At 59.9% G+C, this 16,793-nt stretch carries 17 protein-coding genes; 9 read left to right on the forward strand and 8 right to left on the reverse strand.

What is annotated here, in order from left to right; genetic code table 11:
• Positions 1–45: 45 nt before the first annotated feature.
• The gene (locus A4C63_RS24600; RefSeq protein WP_063915041.1) at positions 46–1,065 is read left to right on the forward strand and encodes an alpha/beta hydrolase; all 1,020 of its coding nucleotides are present in this window, start codon (positions 46–48) and stop codon (positions 1,063–1,065) included.
• 40 nt (positions 1,066–1,105) lie between these two features.
• Here A4C63_RS24600 and A4C63_RS24605 read toward each other — a convergent pair whose 3' ends face one another.
• The 4 genes from A4C63_RS24605 to A4C63_RS24615 form a co-directional block, all read right to left on the reverse strand.
• Entirely contained in the window at positions 1,106–1,498 is a 393-nt protein-coding gene (locus A4C63_RS24605; protein WP_256202976.1) for a hypothetical protein, read from the reverse strand.
• Positions 1,499–1,571: 73 nt separating this feature from the next.
• Positions 1,572–1,961 (reverse strand): hypothetical protein, encoded by a 390-nt coding sequence (locus A4C63_RS24610; RefSeq protein WP_063915042.1) that lies wholly within the window; start codon positions 1,959–1,961, stop codon positions 1,572–1,574.
• Between the two features lie 281 nt (positions 1,962–2,242).
• Positions 2,243–2,641, reverse strand: coding sequence for a hypothetical protein (locus A4C63_RS26460; RefSeq protein ID WP_156510925.1), 399 nt, complete (start codon positions 2,639–2,641; stop codon positions 2,243–2,245).
• On the reverse strand, positions 2,634–4,031 hold the full coding sequence (locus A4C63_RS24615) for a PAAR domain-containing protein (protein ID WP_063915043.1): 1,398 nt from the start codon (positions 4,029–4,031) through the stop codon (positions 2,634–2,636). The genes A4C63_RS26460 and A4C63_RS24615 overlap by 8 nt, the downstream gene beginning before the upstream one ends.
• A 225-nt stretch (positions 4,032–4,256) precedes the next feature.
• Between A4C63_RS24615 and A4C63_RS24620 the strand changes: the two genes are divergently transcribed.
• Positions 4,257–4,979, forward strand: a complete 723-nt coding sequence (locus tag A4C63_RS24620; RefSeq protein WP_063915044.1) for a pirin family protein — start codon at positions 4,257–4,259, stop codon at positions 4,977–4,979.
• Between the two features lie 64 nt (positions 4,980–5,043).
• Here A4C63_RS24620 and A4C63_RS24625 read toward each other — a convergent pair whose 3' ends face one another.
• The gene (locus A4C63_RS24625) at positions 5,044–5,337 is read right to left on the reverse strand and encodes a DUF1330 domain-containing protein (RefSeq protein WP_063915045.1); all 294 of its coding nucleotides are present in this window, start codon (positions 5,335–5,337) and stop codon (positions 5,044–5,046) included.
• A gap of 78 nt (positions 5,338–5,415) precedes the next feature.
• Between A4C63_RS24625 and ribBA the strand changes: the two genes are divergently transcribed.
• The 7 genes from ribBA (at position 5,416) to A4C63_RS24660 (ending at position 13,715) form a co-directional block, all read left to right on the forward strand.
• On the forward strand, positions 5,416–6,537 hold the full coding sequence (gene ribBA / locus A4C63_RS24630) for a bifunctional 3,4-dihydroxy-2-butanone-4-phosphate synthase/GTP cyclohydrolase II (protein ID WP_063915046.1): 1,122 nt from the start codon (positions 5,416–5,418) through the stop codon (positions 6,535–6,537).
• A 328-nt stretch (positions 6,538–6,865) separates the two neighbouring features.
• A complete protein-coding gene (locus A4C63_RS24635; protein WP_063915047.1) occupies positions 6,866–7,891 on the forward strand; it encodes an ABC transporter substrate-binding protein in 1,026 nt (341 codons plus the stop codon).
• Positions 7,888–8,805 carry an ABC transporter permease gene (locus tag A4C63_RS24640; RefSeq protein WP_063915048.1) on the forward strand — a complete coding sequence of 306 codons (918 nt, stop codon included), beginning with the start codon at positions 7,888–7,890 and terminating at the stop codon, positions 8,803–8,805. Before A4C63_RS24635 ends, A4C63_RS24640 begins: the two co-directional genes overlap by 4 nt.
• A 6-nt stretch (positions 8,806–8,811) precedes the next feature.
• A complete protein-coding gene (locus A4C63_RS24645) occupies positions 8,812–9,621 on the forward strand; it encodes an ABC transporter permease (protein WP_063915049.1) in 810 nt (269 codons plus the stop codon).
• Positions 9,622–9,640: 19 nt separating this feature from the next.
• On the forward strand, positions 9,641–10,789 hold the full coding sequence (locus tag A4C63_RS24650; protein ID WP_063915050.1) for an ABC transporter ATP-binding protein: 1,149 nt from the start codon (positions 9,641–9,643) through the stop codon (positions 10,787–10,789).
• Positions 10,790–10,946: 157 nt separating this feature from the next.
• Positions 10,947–12,254: a substrate-binding domain-containing protein gene (locus A4C63_RS24655; RefSeq protein WP_063915051.1), complete on the forward strand. Its 1,308-nt coding sequence runs from the start codon at positions 10,947–10,949 to the stop codon at positions 12,252–12,254.
• Between the two features lie 396 nt (positions 12,255–12,650).
• On the forward strand, positions 12,651–13,715 hold the full coding sequence (locus A4C63_RS24660; protein WP_063915052.1) for a TerC family protein: 1,065 nt from the start codon (positions 12,651–12,653) through the stop codon (positions 13,713–13,715).
• 11 nt (positions 13,716–13,726) lie between these two features.
• On the opposite strand, the gene A4C63_RS26465 is transcribed toward A4C63_RS24660, so the two are convergent.
• From A4C63_RS26465 to A4C63_RS24670, 3 genes are all read right to left on the reverse strand, one after another.
• Complete coding sequence (locus A4C63_RS26465; RefSeq protein ID WP_156510926.1) at positions 13,727–14,128, reverse strand: hypothetical protein; 402 nt, start codon at positions 14,126–14,128, stop codon at positions 13,727–13,729.
• 599 nt (positions 14,129–14,727) lie between these two features.
• On the reverse strand, positions 14,728–15,129 hold the full coding sequence (locus A4C63_RS24665) for a hypothetical protein (protein WP_063915053.1): 402 nt from the start codon (positions 15,127–15,129) through the stop codon (positions 14,728–14,730).
• Positions 15,116–16,522 (reverse strand): PAAR domain-containing protein, encoded by a 1,407-nt coding sequence (locus tag A4C63_RS24670; RefSeq protein ID WP_063915054.1) that lies wholly within the window; start codon positions 16,520–16,522, stop codon positions 15,116–15,118. Before A4C63_RS24670 ends, A4C63_RS24665 begins: the two co-directional genes overlap by 14 nt.
• Between the last annotated feature and the right edge of the window lie 271 nt (positions 16,523–16,793).

The raw sequence follows: 16,793 nt of genomic DNA on the forward strand, positions 1-16,793 counted from the left end.
GGCAAGACGCCCACTACCAACACTTGCACAGAAAAGGATTCGCTCATGAACATTGTCCACAAAACCCTCACCGCCTCCCTGCTGGCCCTGTCCGTTTCCAGCGCCTTCGCCGCTGGCAGCCCGGGTGTCGAACAGCACACCCAGGCCTTCCTCGAAGCCCTGGAGCAAGGCGGCGGCAAGCCGCTGGAACAGCTCAGCCCGAAAGACGCCCGCGCCGTGCTGACCGGCGCCCAGGCTTCGGTCAAGGTTGACCTCTCTGGTATCGAAGTGAAGGAACGCACCATCCAGGCCAACGGCGAGTCGATCAAGCTGCAAGTGGTACGCCCGGCCAATGTGAAGGGTGACCTGCCGGTGTTCATGTTCTTCCACGGTGGCGGCTGGGTACTCGGCGACTTCCCGACCCACCAGCGGCTGATCCGCGATCTGGTGGTTGGCTCTGGTGCGGTGGCGGTCTATGTGGACTACACCCCGTCGCCGGAAGCGCATTACCCGACGGCAATCAACCAGGCCTACGCCGCCACCCAATGGGTGGCCGAGCATGGCAAGGAAATCGGCGTGGACGGCAAGCGCCTGGCTGTGGCCGGCAACAGCGTCGGCGGCAACATGGCGGCAGTAGTTGCCTTGAAGGCCAAAGAGGCCGGCACCCCGGCCCTGCGCTTCCAGCTGCTGCTGTGGCCGGTGACCGATGCCAGCTTCGAGACCGCGTCGTACAAGCAGTTTGCCGAGGGACACTTCCTCACCACCGGCATGATGAAATGGTTCTGGGACAACTACACCACCGATGCCAAGGCACGGGAACAGATTTACGCCTCGCCGCTGCGCGCCAGCAGCGAACAGCTCAAGGGCCTGCCGCCAGCACTGGTGCAGACGGCCGAGTTCGACGTGCTGCGCGATGAAGGTGAAGCGTATGCCCGCAAGTTGAATGCGGCAGGTGTGACGGTGACCTCGGTGCGCTACAACGGGATGATTCATGACTATGGGTTGTTGAACCCGTTGAGCCTGGTGCCGGCGGTGAAGGCGGCGATGAGGCAGGCCGGCACCGAACTTAAAGTACATCTGCAGTGAGTCGATGAGCAGAGGACCCGCCCAGGCGGGTCTTTTGCTTCTATTGCGGAAATGGCCCGCAGGCTTCAATGAATCTGCCATCGGTGCGGCTATCTATGGCACCGTCCGCCCCGATGTAGATATCGATCCTGGGCCACTTGGGTTTGGCCCGAATACAGTGCCACTTTCCACGGTTGTTCCAATCGAGTTGCATGAAAAATTGGTCGTTCGGGAAAATATGCCCGCCGCCGCCTGTGGTTTCGCCCGGGTAGATTTCACCTTTTGATATGTCGTGCTGGACATTCAAGATGTAGCCGAGACGCCCCTGCCCCTTGTCAGAAAAATGAAAACTCACGCGCGGTGTGGCAACATACCAAAAGACGATTGGGCTGAGCATAATCGCGACCACCCAGCGCCAGAAATGCCGTTTCGGTTTATTTGCAGACGTGATCACGTATGCTATCTCCCGGTTTGAACGTGGTATCCGTGAAGACAAAGCCCGCGTGAGCGGGCTTTGTCTTCTGGCCTTACAACTTAAAGAAGTTCATTACAACTGCTGCCAATACAAGTCCAGAGACCATTAAAACCATCGCTAGCTTCATACGCCGCTTCAGATATCGTGGAAACTGCCTGTAGTCATCAGGGTGCAATGTGCCACGGCGGATGAAGAGCCGAGGTAGCATTAATGGGGTCGTCATACCTGCGATAACCAAGAATCGAGACTTAAGACCAAATTCACCCGAAAATCTTTGTTCCTCATTCAGAGCGCTACTGCGGCTGAATGAATCGCACATGACCTGGTAGTGACGGGATATTGCGATATGACCATCAATCGCCAGCCCACTAAGCGCTGCCGCCGCTGGTATCAACAATACAACCAGGCGGATGCCCACATGCCAATCGCTGAGGTCAAGCATAGATAGCCTCATAAATACTTTCCCCCATGAACTCTCCAAGCGCCTCAGAACTTTTTGCGTCCCTAAAGCACCTGCACCCACAACGACAACTCCACAAGCGGTCTTACCCCACAGGCCGAACTTACATACGGCGGAGATTGCCCATTTACCCCAGCGCCCCCTGCAAGCTCACCTGTAAAGCTACCGGTCTCTGTGAATCGGGTTTTCTTGGATTCCTCGCTCTCACCTGCGCGGCGAGCTTCACGAACCTTCAAATAAGAGACAGGCGGGTCTCTTTATGGCTATTGTTTGCCGAGCTCAATGATGGTCCAGCCTGCAATTGCCCATGTGCATGCAACAGCATTACACCAAAAGGAGATTTGCAAGCGACGCTTGAGATGAATAGGACAGTTCCGACAGTCTTCAGCATTCAACAGCCCTCTACGAACAACCAGCGCAGGAAAAACTGCTCCCAGCATAACGCCTGAAACAATCATTGCCCTCGTTCGGGTCGATATCGTGGTCCAATATTTCAGATCTTCTTTCAGGCCCGGGCTGTTTTGAAACACCGAGCAAAGCTCCTCAAAGCGCCTCCCTATCGTTAAACGGTAGTGAATTCCCAGCCCGACAGCCCCGATGACAAAGGGTGCCAATAGAAATGCAAGCCGCAAGTTTATAGGCCACGCTGTGAACTCAGTCATAGAGTTTCTCGAACAGTAACTCACCGGTTGTCTCTCCTAGACGTTCGCCCATTTTGCTCAAAGCAAATGAAGCACTGCCAACCAACAAAACTCCGCAAGCCACTTTGCCGTAGATGCCAAATGCACAAACCAATTGGGATGCATCAGCCGCCAGTTTTGCGCCTGCCATTCCCCCGGCTAACCCACCCGAGAAGCTCCCGGTCTCTGTGAATCGGATTTTCTTGCATTCTTCGGTCTCACCTGCGCGGCAAGCTTCATGAACCTTCAGATAAGAGGAGCCACCGCCAAGCCCGATCCCGATCCAGCCGCCATACTTGAGATACTGTGAGGTTTTCGCCACTTCATCCAGATGTGTTGCATACCCGGGTATCTGCCCCGGCACACCTGCCTTCTTCCAATGATGCACCACGCTTTTCGTGGAGATACCGAGGTCCCGGCGCAAGGTGTCATAACTTCCCAGATTTAATGCCTTGTTCAAAAAGCCAACCCGCAGTTGCGCCCCGAGTTGCTGATAGAGTTCCCTACGCGCAGCAAAGAAACTCGGACTGTTCAGATGGCCATGCACCGTGAACTCTCGTTGATGCAGAGCCTCGATCCCTTTCAACGTATCCTTGACCTGCCCCAGCCCTCGCTCGAGCATATCCTTACCCACGCCCATCGACTGGCTCGCCCCATTGAGCACTCCAGCAATCTCACCGATGTGTTCCATCATGAAGTTGGCTTCTTCATGGGAGAGAATCGATAGCGACTCCCGCGCCCTCTCTGCCACCATGATCAGCTGGTTCTCCTCAAAGCTGCAGGCATAGCCACTACTCGGGCTGCCGAGAACAAAAATCTCGCCCGCCTTGAACCCTTCGGCAAAGGTCGGATTCAGGCGTTGCAGCAGCGAGACAGGCAGCAGGCTATTTGTTGCGCCCAGGCTTTGCAGCACCTGCTCGAAAGACATGCTGCGCTGCACGATATGGAAACCCGGCTCCAATATCGCCGTTGAGTCGCGTTCAAAAGCGCTGAAAGCCTGGGCTGGGGTCTGCTCCGGTGAGGAAGGCGAACTCCGGGTGGTAGGCGACGATGGCGCTGTCTGAGTTGCACGGCCACCCGCAGAGTGAACCGCAGACCTTGCAATGACCCGGTTATTGCCCTCTGGACAGCCACACTTGACCAGCGCCCCGTCTACCACAGCTGGTTTTCCTTCGATGTTGAAGAAAGGCAACCCTTCAACGATTACACCGGGCTTCTTGCATTCCGGGCACTCTGTCGTGGTGTCCCCCAGGCGCAGAGCACGCTGGTTGTTCCCCCGATAGTTGGTACTGCTGGCTATGCAGACCGCCCCGGTGGTGGTGAGGTCTCCATCGAGTGCCTGTCCTTTGCCATGTATCGAAATGCGTGTCATGAGCAACTCCCTGTATGGAAATCCCGACGCTATCACCGGCAGAACGGACAGAGACCGAACGGCGGAAAATTCAGAATTGCCCTACAAAAACCTGAACCAACTGTCACCCATAACAAGACAGTAATTCAATTCAGCCGCTATTTTTTAAATATTAAGGTGACAGTAAAGTTATCTCCATCGACAGCACGGCAGCCCTCCCGGCCCCGGCACTCAAGGAGAATCACCATGCTCACCGTACGCAACGCCCAAGACCGCGGCCTGGCCTTCCATGGTTGGCTGAAGTCCTTCCACACCTTCTCCTTCGGCCATTACCGCAACCCGGACGAACAAGGTTTCTCCGACCTGCTGGTGATCAACGACGACCGCGTCATCCCCGGCAAGGGCTTTGGCGAACACCCGCACCGAGACATGGAGATTTTCTCCTACGTGCTGGAAGGCGCGCTGGAGCACAAGGACACGCTGGGCACCGGCTCGGTTATCCGCCCGGGCGATGTGCAACTGATGAGCGCTGGCCATGGCGTGGCCCACAGCGAGTTCAACCACAGCCAGGTGCAACCGGTGCACTTCCTGCAGATCTGGATCGTGCCGAACGTGCAAGGGGCAACACCGCGATACCAGCAACAGCATTTCAGTGCTGATGAAAAGCGCGGCAAGCTGCGCCTGATCATCTCGCCGGATGGCACTGAGGGTTCACTGCAGGTGCGGCAGAATGCGCGGGTGTATGCCGGTCTGTTCGACGGTGACGAACGCGCCACGCTGACCTTGCCGGAAAACCGCCATGCCTATGTGCATGTGGCCCGGGGCAGTGTCGAGCTCAATGGGCAGCTGCTCAATGAAGGGGATGGCGTTCGGGTAAGGCAGGAACAGCTGCTGGAGCTGGGCAATGGGGTGGATGCCGAAGTGCTGGTGTTCGACCTGCGACCGCATGAACTACCTGGCATGCCTTGAGTTTCTGCTTTGACAGTAATGGCCCTATCGCCGGCAAGCCAGCGATAGGGCCAGCAGCCATCACTCAGGGCTCGAACCCTTCAACGATGATCACCTCAGCCTTCGCCACCCCCTGACGATGGCGGCATGCCTGCTGGTACAGCTCGGACCGGTAACACGCCACCGCCTGCTCGTAAGATTCGAACTCGATCACCACGCTACGCTGAGGGGTAGGCCGCCCTTCCATCGCCTCGCTACGCCCGCCACGGGCCAGGAAGCGGCCGCCGAATGCCTTGAAGGCAGCCGGGGCGCGCTGGGTGTACTGCTGGTATTGCTCGGGGTCGGTCACGTCCACATGGGCGATCCAATAGGCCTTCATGCGCTGCTCTCCTGTTACGGCGATATTTGTGTATGATGGTATACCATAATAATCACCCCACCACAGTGAGCGTGCAACATGGCTTTCAACACCATCGAAGAACTTCTCGAGGACTACCGGCAAGGCAAGATGGTCCTGCTGGTGGATGACGAGGACCGGGAAAACGAAGGCGACCTGCTGATCGCCGCCGAGCGTTGCGACGCCCAGGCTATCAACTTCATGGCCCGTGAAGCGCGCGGGCTGATCTGCCTGACCCTGACCGACGAACACTGCCAACGCCTGGGCCTGGAGCAGATGGTGCCAGCCAACGGCAGCGTGTTCAGCACTGCCTTCACCGTGTCGATCGAGGCGGCCACGGGCGTTACCACGGGTATTTCCGCCGCCGACCGTGCGCGCACCGTGGCGGCAGCCATGGCCCCCAACGCCCGCCCCGAAGACCTGGTGCAACCCGGCCACATCTTCCCCCTGCGCGCCCGCGAAGGCGGTGTGCAGACCCGTGCCGGCCACACCGAAGCCGGCTGCGACCTGGCGCGCCTGGCGGGCTTCACCCCGGCCTCGGTGATCGTCGAAGTGCTCAACGACGACGGTACCATGGCCCGCCGCCCGGACCTGGAAGTGTTCGCTGCCCGGCATGGCATCAAGATCGGCACCATCGCTGACCTCATCCACTACCGCCTGAGCACCGAGCAGACCATCAAGCGCATCGGCGAACGCGAACTGCCGACCGTGCATGGCACCTTCCGCCTGGTCACCTACGAAGACCGCATCGAAGGTGGCGTGCACATGGCCATGGTCATGGGCGATATCCGCCGCCAGCAGCCGACCCTGGTACGGGTGCACGTGATCGACCCACTGCGTGATCTGGTCGGTGCCGAATACGCCGGGCCGGCCAACTGGACGCTATGGGCGGCGCTGCAGAAGGTGGCCGAGGAAGGCGCTGGCGTGGTGGTGATCCTCGCCAACCATGAGTCCTCGCAGGCACTGCTGGAGCGCGTGCCGCAGCTGACCCAGCCGGTGCGGCCTTACCAGCGTGGGCAATCGAAAGTGTATTCGGAGGTGGGCACCGGGGCGCAGATTCTGCAGGACCTGGGCGTGGGCAAGCTGCGCCATCTGGGCCCACCGCTGAAATATGCGGGGCTGGCCGGGTATGAGCTGGAGGTGGTGCAGAGCATACCGTTCGAACCAGACATGGTCGGCTAAAGCACATAAGCAACTGACCTGGCAGGGCTCTGTGGGAGCGGGTTCACCCGCGAATACGATGGTGAAGCCACCAACGCATTCGCGGGTGAACCCGCTCCCACAGGGTCCGCGCTGTTTCTGAAAGGACGGAGTGATGGCCGGTCGCCTCATACCTCTTGCCAAAAGTTTGGAATACCATAATATGATATCCCGTAGACCTTAAATCTGCAGGCCGGCACCTACAATCACAAACGGCCACAAGACACTTTGTTTTAGCTGCTCCCCGAACACTGTTGGCGGGCGCACCATAAGCCCCGCCTCGAATAACAAAAGCAACGAGGGCGTAACCATGCTGTTGAGCAAACGTGTAACCGCAGTGCTGTCCGCCAGCCTGCTGACCCTGGCATGTCAGGCCGCCCAGGCCGCCGACAGCCTGAACTTCGTCAGCTGGGGCGGTACAACCCAGGACGCCCAGAAAGAAGCGTGGGCCGCACCCTTCACCAAAGCCACCGACATCAAAGTCGTCCAGGACGGCCCCACCGACTACGGCAAGCTCAAGGCCATGGTCGAGAGCGGCAACGTGCAGTGGGACGTGGTCGACGTCGAAGCCGACTTCGCCCTGCGTGCCGCCAGCGAAGGCCTGCTCGAACCCCTCGATTTCAACCAGATCAAGCGCGACAAGATCGACCCACGCTTCGTCTCCGACCATGGCGTCGGCTCGTTCTTCTTCTCCTTCGTGCTCGGCTACAACGAAGGCAAGCTCGGTGCCAACAAACCGGTGGACTGGACCGCACTGTTCGATACCAAGGCCTACCCCGGCAAGCGTGCCCTGTACAAATGGCCCAGCCCTGGCGTACTGGAGCTGGCCCTGCTGGCCGACGGCGTAGCTCCCGACAAGCTGTACCCGCTGGACCTGGACCGCGCCTTCAAGAAGCTCGACACCATCAAGAAAGACATTGTCTGGTGGGGCGGTGGCGCCCAGTCGCAGCAACTGCTGGCCTCCGGTGAAGCCTCGCTCGGCCAGTTCTGGAACGGCCGCGTCTATGCCTTGCAGCAGGACGGTGCACCGGTGGGCGTGAGCTGGAAGCAGAACCTGGTAATGGCCGATTTCCTGGTCATCCCCAAAGGCGCCAAGAACAAGGACGCCGCCATGAAGTTCCTGGCCAACGCCAGCAGCGCCGAAGGCCAGGCCGAATTCGCCAACAAGACCGCCTACGCGCCGGTGAACGTCGACAGCGTGGCCAAGCTCGACAAAGACCTCGCACAGAATCTGCCGACCGCCTACGCCCAGGACCAGGTCACCCTCGACTTCGCCTACTGGGCCAAGAACGGCCAGGCCATTGCAGCCCGCTGGAATGAGTGGTTGGTCAAATGAAAGTCGCCATCAACGCCCTGCATAACGCGCAAGGTGCCCCCACGGGCACCGGCGCCCCGGGAACGGCCCCCCGCCGCGTCAGCCTGAGCCAGCGCTGGAAAGGCAGCCGCAACCTGCTGCCGGCCCTGCTGTTCCTTGGCCTGTTCTTCTTCGCCCCGCTGGCCGGCCTGTTGCTGCGCGGGGTGCTGGAGCCAACGCCGGGCCTGGGCAACTACGAGCAGCTGTTCGCCAACTCGGCTTATGCGCGGGTACTGTTCAACACCTTCTCGGTGGCCGGCGTGGTCACCCTGATCAGCGTGCTGCTGGGCTTCCCTCTGGCCTGGGCAATAACCCTGGTGCCCAAGGGCTGGGGCCGCTGGCTGTTGAACATCGTGCTGCTGTCGATGTGGACCAGCCTGCTGGCGCGCACCTACTCGTGGCTGGTGCTGCTACAGAGCTCGGGGGTGATCAACAAGGCGTTGATGGCCATGGGTATCATCGATGCTCCGCTGGAAATGGTGCACAACCTGACCGGCGTGGTGATCGGCATGAGCTACATCATGATCCCGTTCATCGTGCTGCCGCTGCAGGCGACCATGCATGCCATCGACCCGATGGTGCTGCAGGCCGGCTCTATCTGCGGCGCCAGCCCGTGGACCAATTTCTGCAAGGTGTTCCTGCCGCTGTGCCGCTCGGGGCTGTTCTCCGGGGCGCTGATGGTGTTCGTGATGTCGCTCGGTTACTACGTCACCCCGGCCCTGCTGGGCGGTGCGCAAAACATGATGCTGCCCGAATTCATCATCCAGCAGGTGCAGTCGTTCCTCAACTGGGGCCTGGCCAGCGCCGCCGCCGCACTGCTGGTGGTGATCACCCTGGTGCTTTTCTACCTGTACCTGAAGCTGCAGCCGGAATCCCCGGTTGGCAACGCGAGGTAAACCACCATGCTCCTGTCTCCCAATGCCATGGGCCGCCCGCTGCGTACAGGCCTGTACCTGACCACCGGGGTCATCGCGGCCTTCCTGCTGCTGCCAGTGGTGTTCATCGTGTTGCTGTCGTTCGGCTCATCGCAGTGGCTGGTGTTCCCGCCACCGGGCTGGACCTTCAAGTGGTACGGCCAGTTCTTCTCCAACCCGGAGTGGATGGACGCCGCGCTGGCCAGCCTGAAGGTGGCCGTGCTGACCACCATCGCCGCCGTGCTGCTCGGCCTGCCCAGCGCATTCGCCCTGGTGCGTGGCCGCTTCCCCGGCCGCGAGCTGCTGTACGGGCTGTTCACCATGCCGATGATCGTGCCGCTGGTGATCATTGCCGTGGCGGTGTACGCGCTGTTCCTCAAGCTTGGCTACACCGGCACGCTGTTCGCCTTCGTGGTCAGCCACGTGATCGTCGCCCTGCCCTTCACCATCATCTCGATCATCAACTCGCTGAAGCTGTTCGACCAGTCGATCGAGGATGCCGCGGTGATCTGTGGCGCCTCGCGCCTGCAGGCGATCTTCAAGGTGACCTTCCCGGCGATTCGCCCGGGGATGATCGCCGGCGGCCTGTTCGCCTTTCTGGTGTCGTGGGATGAAGTGGTGCTGAGCGTGATGATGGCCAGCCCCGACCTGCAGACCCTGCCGGTGAAGATGTGGACCACCCTGCGCCAGGACCTCAGCCCGGTCATCGCCGTGGCCTCGACCTTGCTGATCGGCCTGTCGCTGCTTGTCATGTTCATTGCCGCCGCCTTGCGCCGGCGCACCGAAGCCAACGCCTGAGCGCGCGGAGAAAACAACAATGAGTGCAGTGATCAAAGACAACGCGCACGGCAAGACCCTGGTCAGCCTGCGCGGCCTCAACAAGCACTACGGCGACTTCACCGCCGTGGACAACCTCGACCTGGAAATCCAGGACGGCGAGTTCCTGACCTTTCTCGGCTCCAGCGGCTCGGGCAAGTCCACCACCCTGTCGATGCTGGCCGGCTTCGAAACGCCGAGCAGCGGCGAGATCCTGGTCGATGGCCAGTCGCTGGTCAACGTGCCACCGCACAAGCGCGACATCGGCATGGTGTTCCAGCGCTATTCGCTGTTCCCGCACCTGAACGTGCGCGACAACATCGGCTTCCCGCTGGCCATCCGCAAGCTCGGCGCCAGCGAAACCAGCAAGCGCGTCGATGCCATGCTCAAGCTGGTGCAGCTGGAGAAGTTCGCCCACCGCAAGCCGTCGCAGATGTCCGGTGGCCAGCAGCAGCGTGTGGCGATTGCCCGGGCGCTGGTGTACGAGCCGCGCATCCTGCTGATGGACGAGCCGCTCGGCGCGCTGGACAAGAAGCTGCGCGAAGACCTGCAGGACGAACTGCGCCAGTTGCACCGGCGCCTGGGCATCACCATCGTCTACGTCACCCACGACCAGGAAGAAGCCATGCGCCTGTCCCAGCGCATCGCCATCTTCAGCCACGGCAGGATCGTCGGCCTAGGCACCGGTTACGACCTGTATCAGAACCCGCCAAATGCCTTCGTCGCCTCGTTCCTGGGTAACTCCAACTTCCTGCGGATCAAGGCCAGCAGCAATGGCGCGGGCAGCTTCGAGGGCCAGCCGGTGGCCATCCGCCTGACCCCGGGGCTGGCCGCCTCGCAGGATGCCCTGATCATGGTGCGCCCGGAAAAGGCCCTGGCCCTGACCGCCGAACAGGCCACGCGCGAGCCACTCCCGGCGGGCTGGAACGAGGTCAGCGCCAAGGTTGGCGAAGTATTGTTCCTGGGCGAGAGCCAGACCTGCCATGTGGTGACCGCGGGCGGCACCGAGCTGACGGTGAAGGCGCTGTCGGCCGCGGGCATGCCGATGCAGCCGGGGGATACCGTGAAGGTGCGCTGGGCGGTGGCGGATGCGTGCATTTATACCGAGTGGGCAGAGAGTGACCTGAGCAAGTCCGCCGGGGCGCATTAACATCTTGAGTGCTGCAACGCCTGGTAGATCAAGCGCCGCGCGGGCGGCGCTCGGTCTACCAGGTGCCGCACAACTCAAGATGTGAACAACACCGTCACATTATCATCACGCCACTGTCGTAATCTGCCGGCCAACCCTATGCCATAGGCCTCCCGGCATGCCACGCCTGCTTGTCTTGCTGCTCACCCTGCTACCGCTGGCGACCCTGGCCGAGCCCGCGCCCCTGCGCGTGCAAGGCTCCAACACCATTGGCGCGGCCTTGCTGCCGGCGCTGGTGCAAGGGCAGTTGCGCGCACAGCAAGCTACTGCCATCGAACAACACCCGGGCGAGTTGGCCAACGAGACCGTTATCACCGCACGTGACGCGCACGGCCAGCCTTTGCGCATCGATATCGCCGCCCACGGTTCCAGCACCGGCTTCTTCGCCCTGGGCCATGGCGACGCCGACCTGGCCGCCGCCTCGCGGCCGATCAACGACAGCGAAGCACGCCAACTGCAGGCTTTGGGCGACCTGCGCGCCGCTGCCGCCGAACAAGTCATCGGCCTGGATGGCGTTGCAGTCATCGTTCACCCTGACAACCCGTTGCCGCAGCTCACTACCCGGCAACTGGCGCAGGTTTTCTCGGGGCAGATCCAGCGCTGGGAGCAACTGGGCGTCAGTGGCGGGGCCATCCACCTGTACGCCCGTGACGACCGCTCCGGTACCTTTGAGACCTTCAAGGCACTGGTGCTGGAACCCCAGCACGGCGAGCTTTCACCCAAGGCCCAACGCTTCGAGTCCAGCGACGAGCTGGCCGCGCGAGTGAGCACCGACCGCCAGGCCATCGGCTTCAGCAGCCTGGCAGCAATACACGGGGCCAAGGTGCTGGCGGTGGCCGAGGGCGACGCACCTGCCATGTTGCCGGAGCGCGCGCTTGTAGCCAGCGAAGACTACCCATTGTCACGGCGCTTGTACTTCTATTTGCCGGCCAACCCCAAGCCCCAGGCCAGGGCCCTGGCTGACTTTGCCCAGAGCCCGGCCGGCCAGGCGATCGTCGCCCGGCAGGGCTTCGTTTCGCAGCAGATCAAGGCCCAACCTGTAGCGCCCCTGGCCGACATGCCGCCGCGCTATCGCACCCTGGCCCAGCAGGCGCAGCGGCTGAGCGTCAACTTCCGCTTCCAGGAAGGCAGCGCCAGCCTCGACAACAAGGCCCTGCGTGATGTACAGCGGGTGGCCGAGTACCTGCGCAACGCTGGCAAGCTGCAGCGTAAAGCGGTGCTGGTGGGCTTTGGCGACCCCAAGGAGACACCCGGTCGCGCCGCCCTGCTCTCCCGCCTGCGGGCCCAGGCCGTGCGCCGTGAGCTGGCGCGCGATGGCGTGGAGGTGCTTGAAGTGACGGGTATGGGGGATGAACTGCCGGTGGCAGGAAACGAGCTGGAGCAAGGGCGACTGCGTAATCGTCGGGTGGAAGTGTGGGTGTATTGATCTGAAAGCAGCGCACATCCCTGTAGGTGATTACCCAGCCCTTTGGGCTGCGCTGTCGCTTGGAGAGCTGAATTCGCAAGCGGTCCGCGTACCCTATGGGAGCGGCTTTAGCCGCGAAGAATCCAACGCGGTGCATGGCACCGGCTGCGCCGGTGTTCGCGGCTAAAGCCGCTCCCACAGGGTCCTGCTAATTCAATGACTTATGTGCTGCTCCTACAGGGTGCGTGCGTACACTGTGTGCCTTGCCTGGCAAAGAAATGTAACAGCTCCCCATTCGGCATCACCGGCAAACGGGTCTAGGCTCAAGCCCATGTGATACCGGGCCCCTCTGACGGCTGCCAGGCCGCCATGTCGGATCACTGTTGCCATGCAACGTCGACATTCAAGGAGGGGCTCATGACAGCTCTACAGGTATTCCTCACCACCCCGTTCCTCGGTACCAGCACCTGGTTGTGGCTGGTGTTCATGGCCATCGTCATCGGTTTGCTGGTACTCGACCTGGGTGTGCTGCACCGCCACGACCGGGAAATCGAAATGCGTGAAAGCCTGCTGCTGTATTCGGGCTATTTCAGCGTCGGCGTGCTGTTCGGCGCCGGGGTCTGGTACCAGCTGGGTGCGCAGTCGGCGCTGGAGTTCTACACCGGGTTCCTGGTCGAGCAGTCGCTGTCGATGGACAACGTGTTCGTCATGGCGATGATCTTTGGCTACTTCGCCATCCCCCGCCGCTACCAGCACCGCGTGCTGTTCTGGGGCATCCTCGGGGTGGTGTTCCTGCGGGCGATCATGATCGGCGTGGGCGCGGCGCTGGTGCAGAACTTCGCCTGGGTGCTGTATATCTTCGGTGCCTTCCTGCTGTTTACCGGGGTGAAGATGGCGCTGTCGAAAGAAGACAGCCGTCCCGACCTGGCCAACAACCCGATCCTGAAGTTCGTGCGCCGGCACATGCGGGTCACCGAGCAGATCCACGGCTCGCACTTCTTCGTGCACCAGACCCCGCCCGGGGAGCACAAGGCAGTGCGCTATGCCACCCCGCTGTTCATGGCACTGGTACTGATCGAACTGGCCGACCTGGTGTTCGCCGTCGACAGCGTGCCGGCAATCTTCGCCATCACCCAGGACCCGTTCATTGTCTACACCTCGAACATCTTCGCTATCCTCGGCTTGCGCTCGCTGTATTTTGCGCTGGCGGCGTTGATGCACCGGTTTGTGTACCTCAAGTACGCGTTGGCGCTGGTGTTGATCTTCATTGGCTGCAAAATCTTCTATCACGGCATGGTGGGTAAGGTGCCGGCGTTGCTGTCGTTGGGGGTGACGTTCGGGTTGTTGCTGGGTGGGGTGGTGGTTTCGTTGCTCAAGACGCGGGGGGATAAACCGGAAAGCAAGGAGGCTCAATCCAGACATCCTTCAAATGCCAATAGTACAGCCAGCCAGAAAGAGGAAGACCCGCAGATGCGGGTCTGACACCCCAAGCTTTAATGTTTAACCATCGCATAAGCAATGGCTAGCCACGCTGAACCAATTATTACCAGCCAGCTCGAAAAAACCAGCTTGCGCTTTAACTTCAACGGAAAAGCTTTTAATTCATCAGCGTCCACAACGCCTATTCTTGAATGAAATAGAGGAAAATTCAGTAAACCGCAGACAACACAGACAACCATCCATCGTGCACGGTAAGTAGTGGTTCCCGCAAAACGCTTCATCTTTTCCAGGTAGGCATTGCTTCGTATGGAGCTATTGACAAGCTCAAACTCACGAGACCAAGCGACATAACCGCTAACTGCCAAACCACCAACACTCAAGGCAAATGGCATAACCAGAAAAAGTAACTGAATCCTCAGCGGCCAGCTGTTTACATCAATCAGCGATGGACTCATAGATCTTTTCTCCCAACATCTCTCCCACATCCCCGCCTGCCAAGCCTCCGGCCAGAGAGCCGGCTCCAATGAGAGCGATACCACACACTGGAGCCCCTACACCTGCAGTTCCAATAGCGAAAACAGCACAGACAGAAGGAACTGCCAAGCTTGCGATGAAGCCTCCTGCTGTTCCACCAACAACACCTCCACTGAAATTTCCAACTTCTTTCAGACGCACGGCCTTGCAAGCCTCGGTCTCCCGTGCTCGACAAACCTCCTCCACTTTCAAGCAAGACGAAGTCCCACCCAACCCAATTGCAGAAAACCCACCGTGTCTAACTTTATCCATCCGATTACAACTAATCCCCCATGACAAAGCCGAAAGCAGATCAGCAGGAACGACCTCGTATCGCGACAGGACTTCGTAGCAGACCTAGGATTTCAGCTTCGCAGCATAAATTTCCGGGTTGCTGCGAAGCCCTGTCGCAACACAAAACCTCTCCTACAAGGACCAGTACAAGCTGTGAAAGGTAGCTCTCCATATGACTGATAGTCGACTCGCTCAACATAGACACGAATTAGGCGAGGCGTCGTACCATATAGGAGACAGCCCGTGATCACTGAGCTTTGGAGAGTTCGATTATTGCAACCGTAACCGCAATACCACTAAACCCAATGATTGACAACCATACTGAAATCACAAGCTTTCGCCTGAGTTTCGCCGGAAATGCTTTCAACTCCTCAATATCCAGCTTGTCGTAGCGCAACGCCAGCCATGGAAATGTAACAAGACCGCCAATATTGCAGACCAGCATCCATCGCCACTTCAGGCTTGATGTTCCCCAGACCACCTTCACCCGCTCTATATATGGATTGCTAGTAATTGCCGAGCAGGCAACGTGAAAGTCACGTGTCAGGGTGATGTAAAGACTAATTGATGCGCCTAGCAAGGAAATGAAAAAAGGGATAGCTATAAATATCAGCTTCATAGTGACGGGCCAGCTTTCAAAACTCATCATTTGAGGCCTCATATATGAACTCCCCCATAAACTCGCCAGCCATTTCACCTAACTTTCCTCCTGCTAGCCCACCCGCTCCCGCGACTAAAATCCCACACAATGGAGCCGCCAGACCCGCAGTACCTACGCTAAAAGCGGCACATAACGTGCCGGCTGCAGCGCCAGCCACTATTGCTCCCGCAGTCGCTCCTCCTACCCCAATGCCGAACGATCCAGTTTCAACATATCGGATCCTTGCACAAGCTTCTTCGTTTCCGGCCCGACAGACCTCCTGCACTTTCAGATAAGACGAAGTCCCACCCAATCCAATTGCAGCATACCCGCCATATTCAAGGTACTTGCTGAGCCGCGCCACCTTGTCCAGGTGCGTCGCATACCCCGGAATCTGCCCCGGCCCGCCCGCCTTCGACCAATGGTGCACAAGTCTTTTGGTCGAAATGTTCAAGCTCTTCTTCAGCCGCTCATAGCTGCCCAGGTTCAGCTGTTTGTTGAGGTACGCCGCTTTCAACTGTCCATCCAGTTGCTGCAGCAGCTGTCGCCGTTCAGCAAAGAAGCCCGGGCTGTTCAAGTGGCCATGGCGCATGAACTCGCGCTGATGCAGTTGCTCGATACTGGTCAGCGTATTACTGACCTGCTTCAAACCTTGTTCCAGCATGTCCTTGCCCACGCCCATGGACTGGCTGGCATTGCTGAGCAAGCCGGCGATTTCGGCCTGGTGCTCCATCATGAAGTCCGCTTCGGCGAAATCGAGCACCGCCAACGCGCGGCGTGCGTGCTGCGCCGCCGCCATCAACTGCCCCTCCTCGCGGGTGCAGGCATCACCATTGTCAGGGTCACCGATAACGAAGATTTCCCCTGCCTTGAAGCCTTGCTCGAACGTCGGGTTAAGCCGTTGCAGCCGGGAGATTGGCAACGTGGCATCGTGCTCGGCCAATTGCAGCAGCACCTGTGCAAATGACATGCGCCGAGGCACTACATAGAACCCGGGCTCCAGGGTTCCGGGCAACGCACTTACTATGGGTTGGGAGAAACGCCCGGGGTAGATCGCAGCTGATGGCGCGGCAGAGTGGCTATTCGCGCGCCCTCCAAGGGAACGCAGGGGTGGAAATGCTTCACCCAACGGTGCGACCACCCGATTGCTGCCCGGTGGACAGCCACAGACTACCAGCGCACCGTCCATGGCCACCCGGCGGCCATCGGAAATGAAGTGGTCCACCCCTTCAGCGACCATCCCCTCCTGCCCGCAGAGAGGGCATGGCGTGGTGCGATCACCTTCGCGCAGCACCATTCGGCCCTCGTCAAGATAGCTGGCGTCCGTCGCAATGCAGACAGCCCCCGTAGTGGTGACATCGCTATCTACTGCCTGACCTTTTCCCTCCAGACTGACACGCATATACAAACTCCCTGTGCATGGTTGAGGTTGAAAACCTAACATCAGCAAGGGAGGCTCAAGTGGCTTGGGTCGAAATTCAGAAGTTTCTTACAAAGTTTGAGATGAGCAAGCCCATGAGTCTGCTGGCGACGAAGGCGGCCAAGGATCGGGGGGTGGACCTGAAGACACAGTGAACCGTCAAGGGCCCCCTTCGCGGGCTTGCCCGCCCCCACAGGTACTGCGCGCAGCTCGGAGGCGGCACGGTACCTGTGGGAGCGGGCAGGCCCGCGAA

Origin of the sequence: Pseudomonas sp. p21 (assembly GCF_001642705.1) — a bacterium.
Lineage (GTDB): Bacteria > Pseudomonadota > Gammaproteobacteria > Pseudomonadales > Pseudomonadaceae > Aquipseudomonas.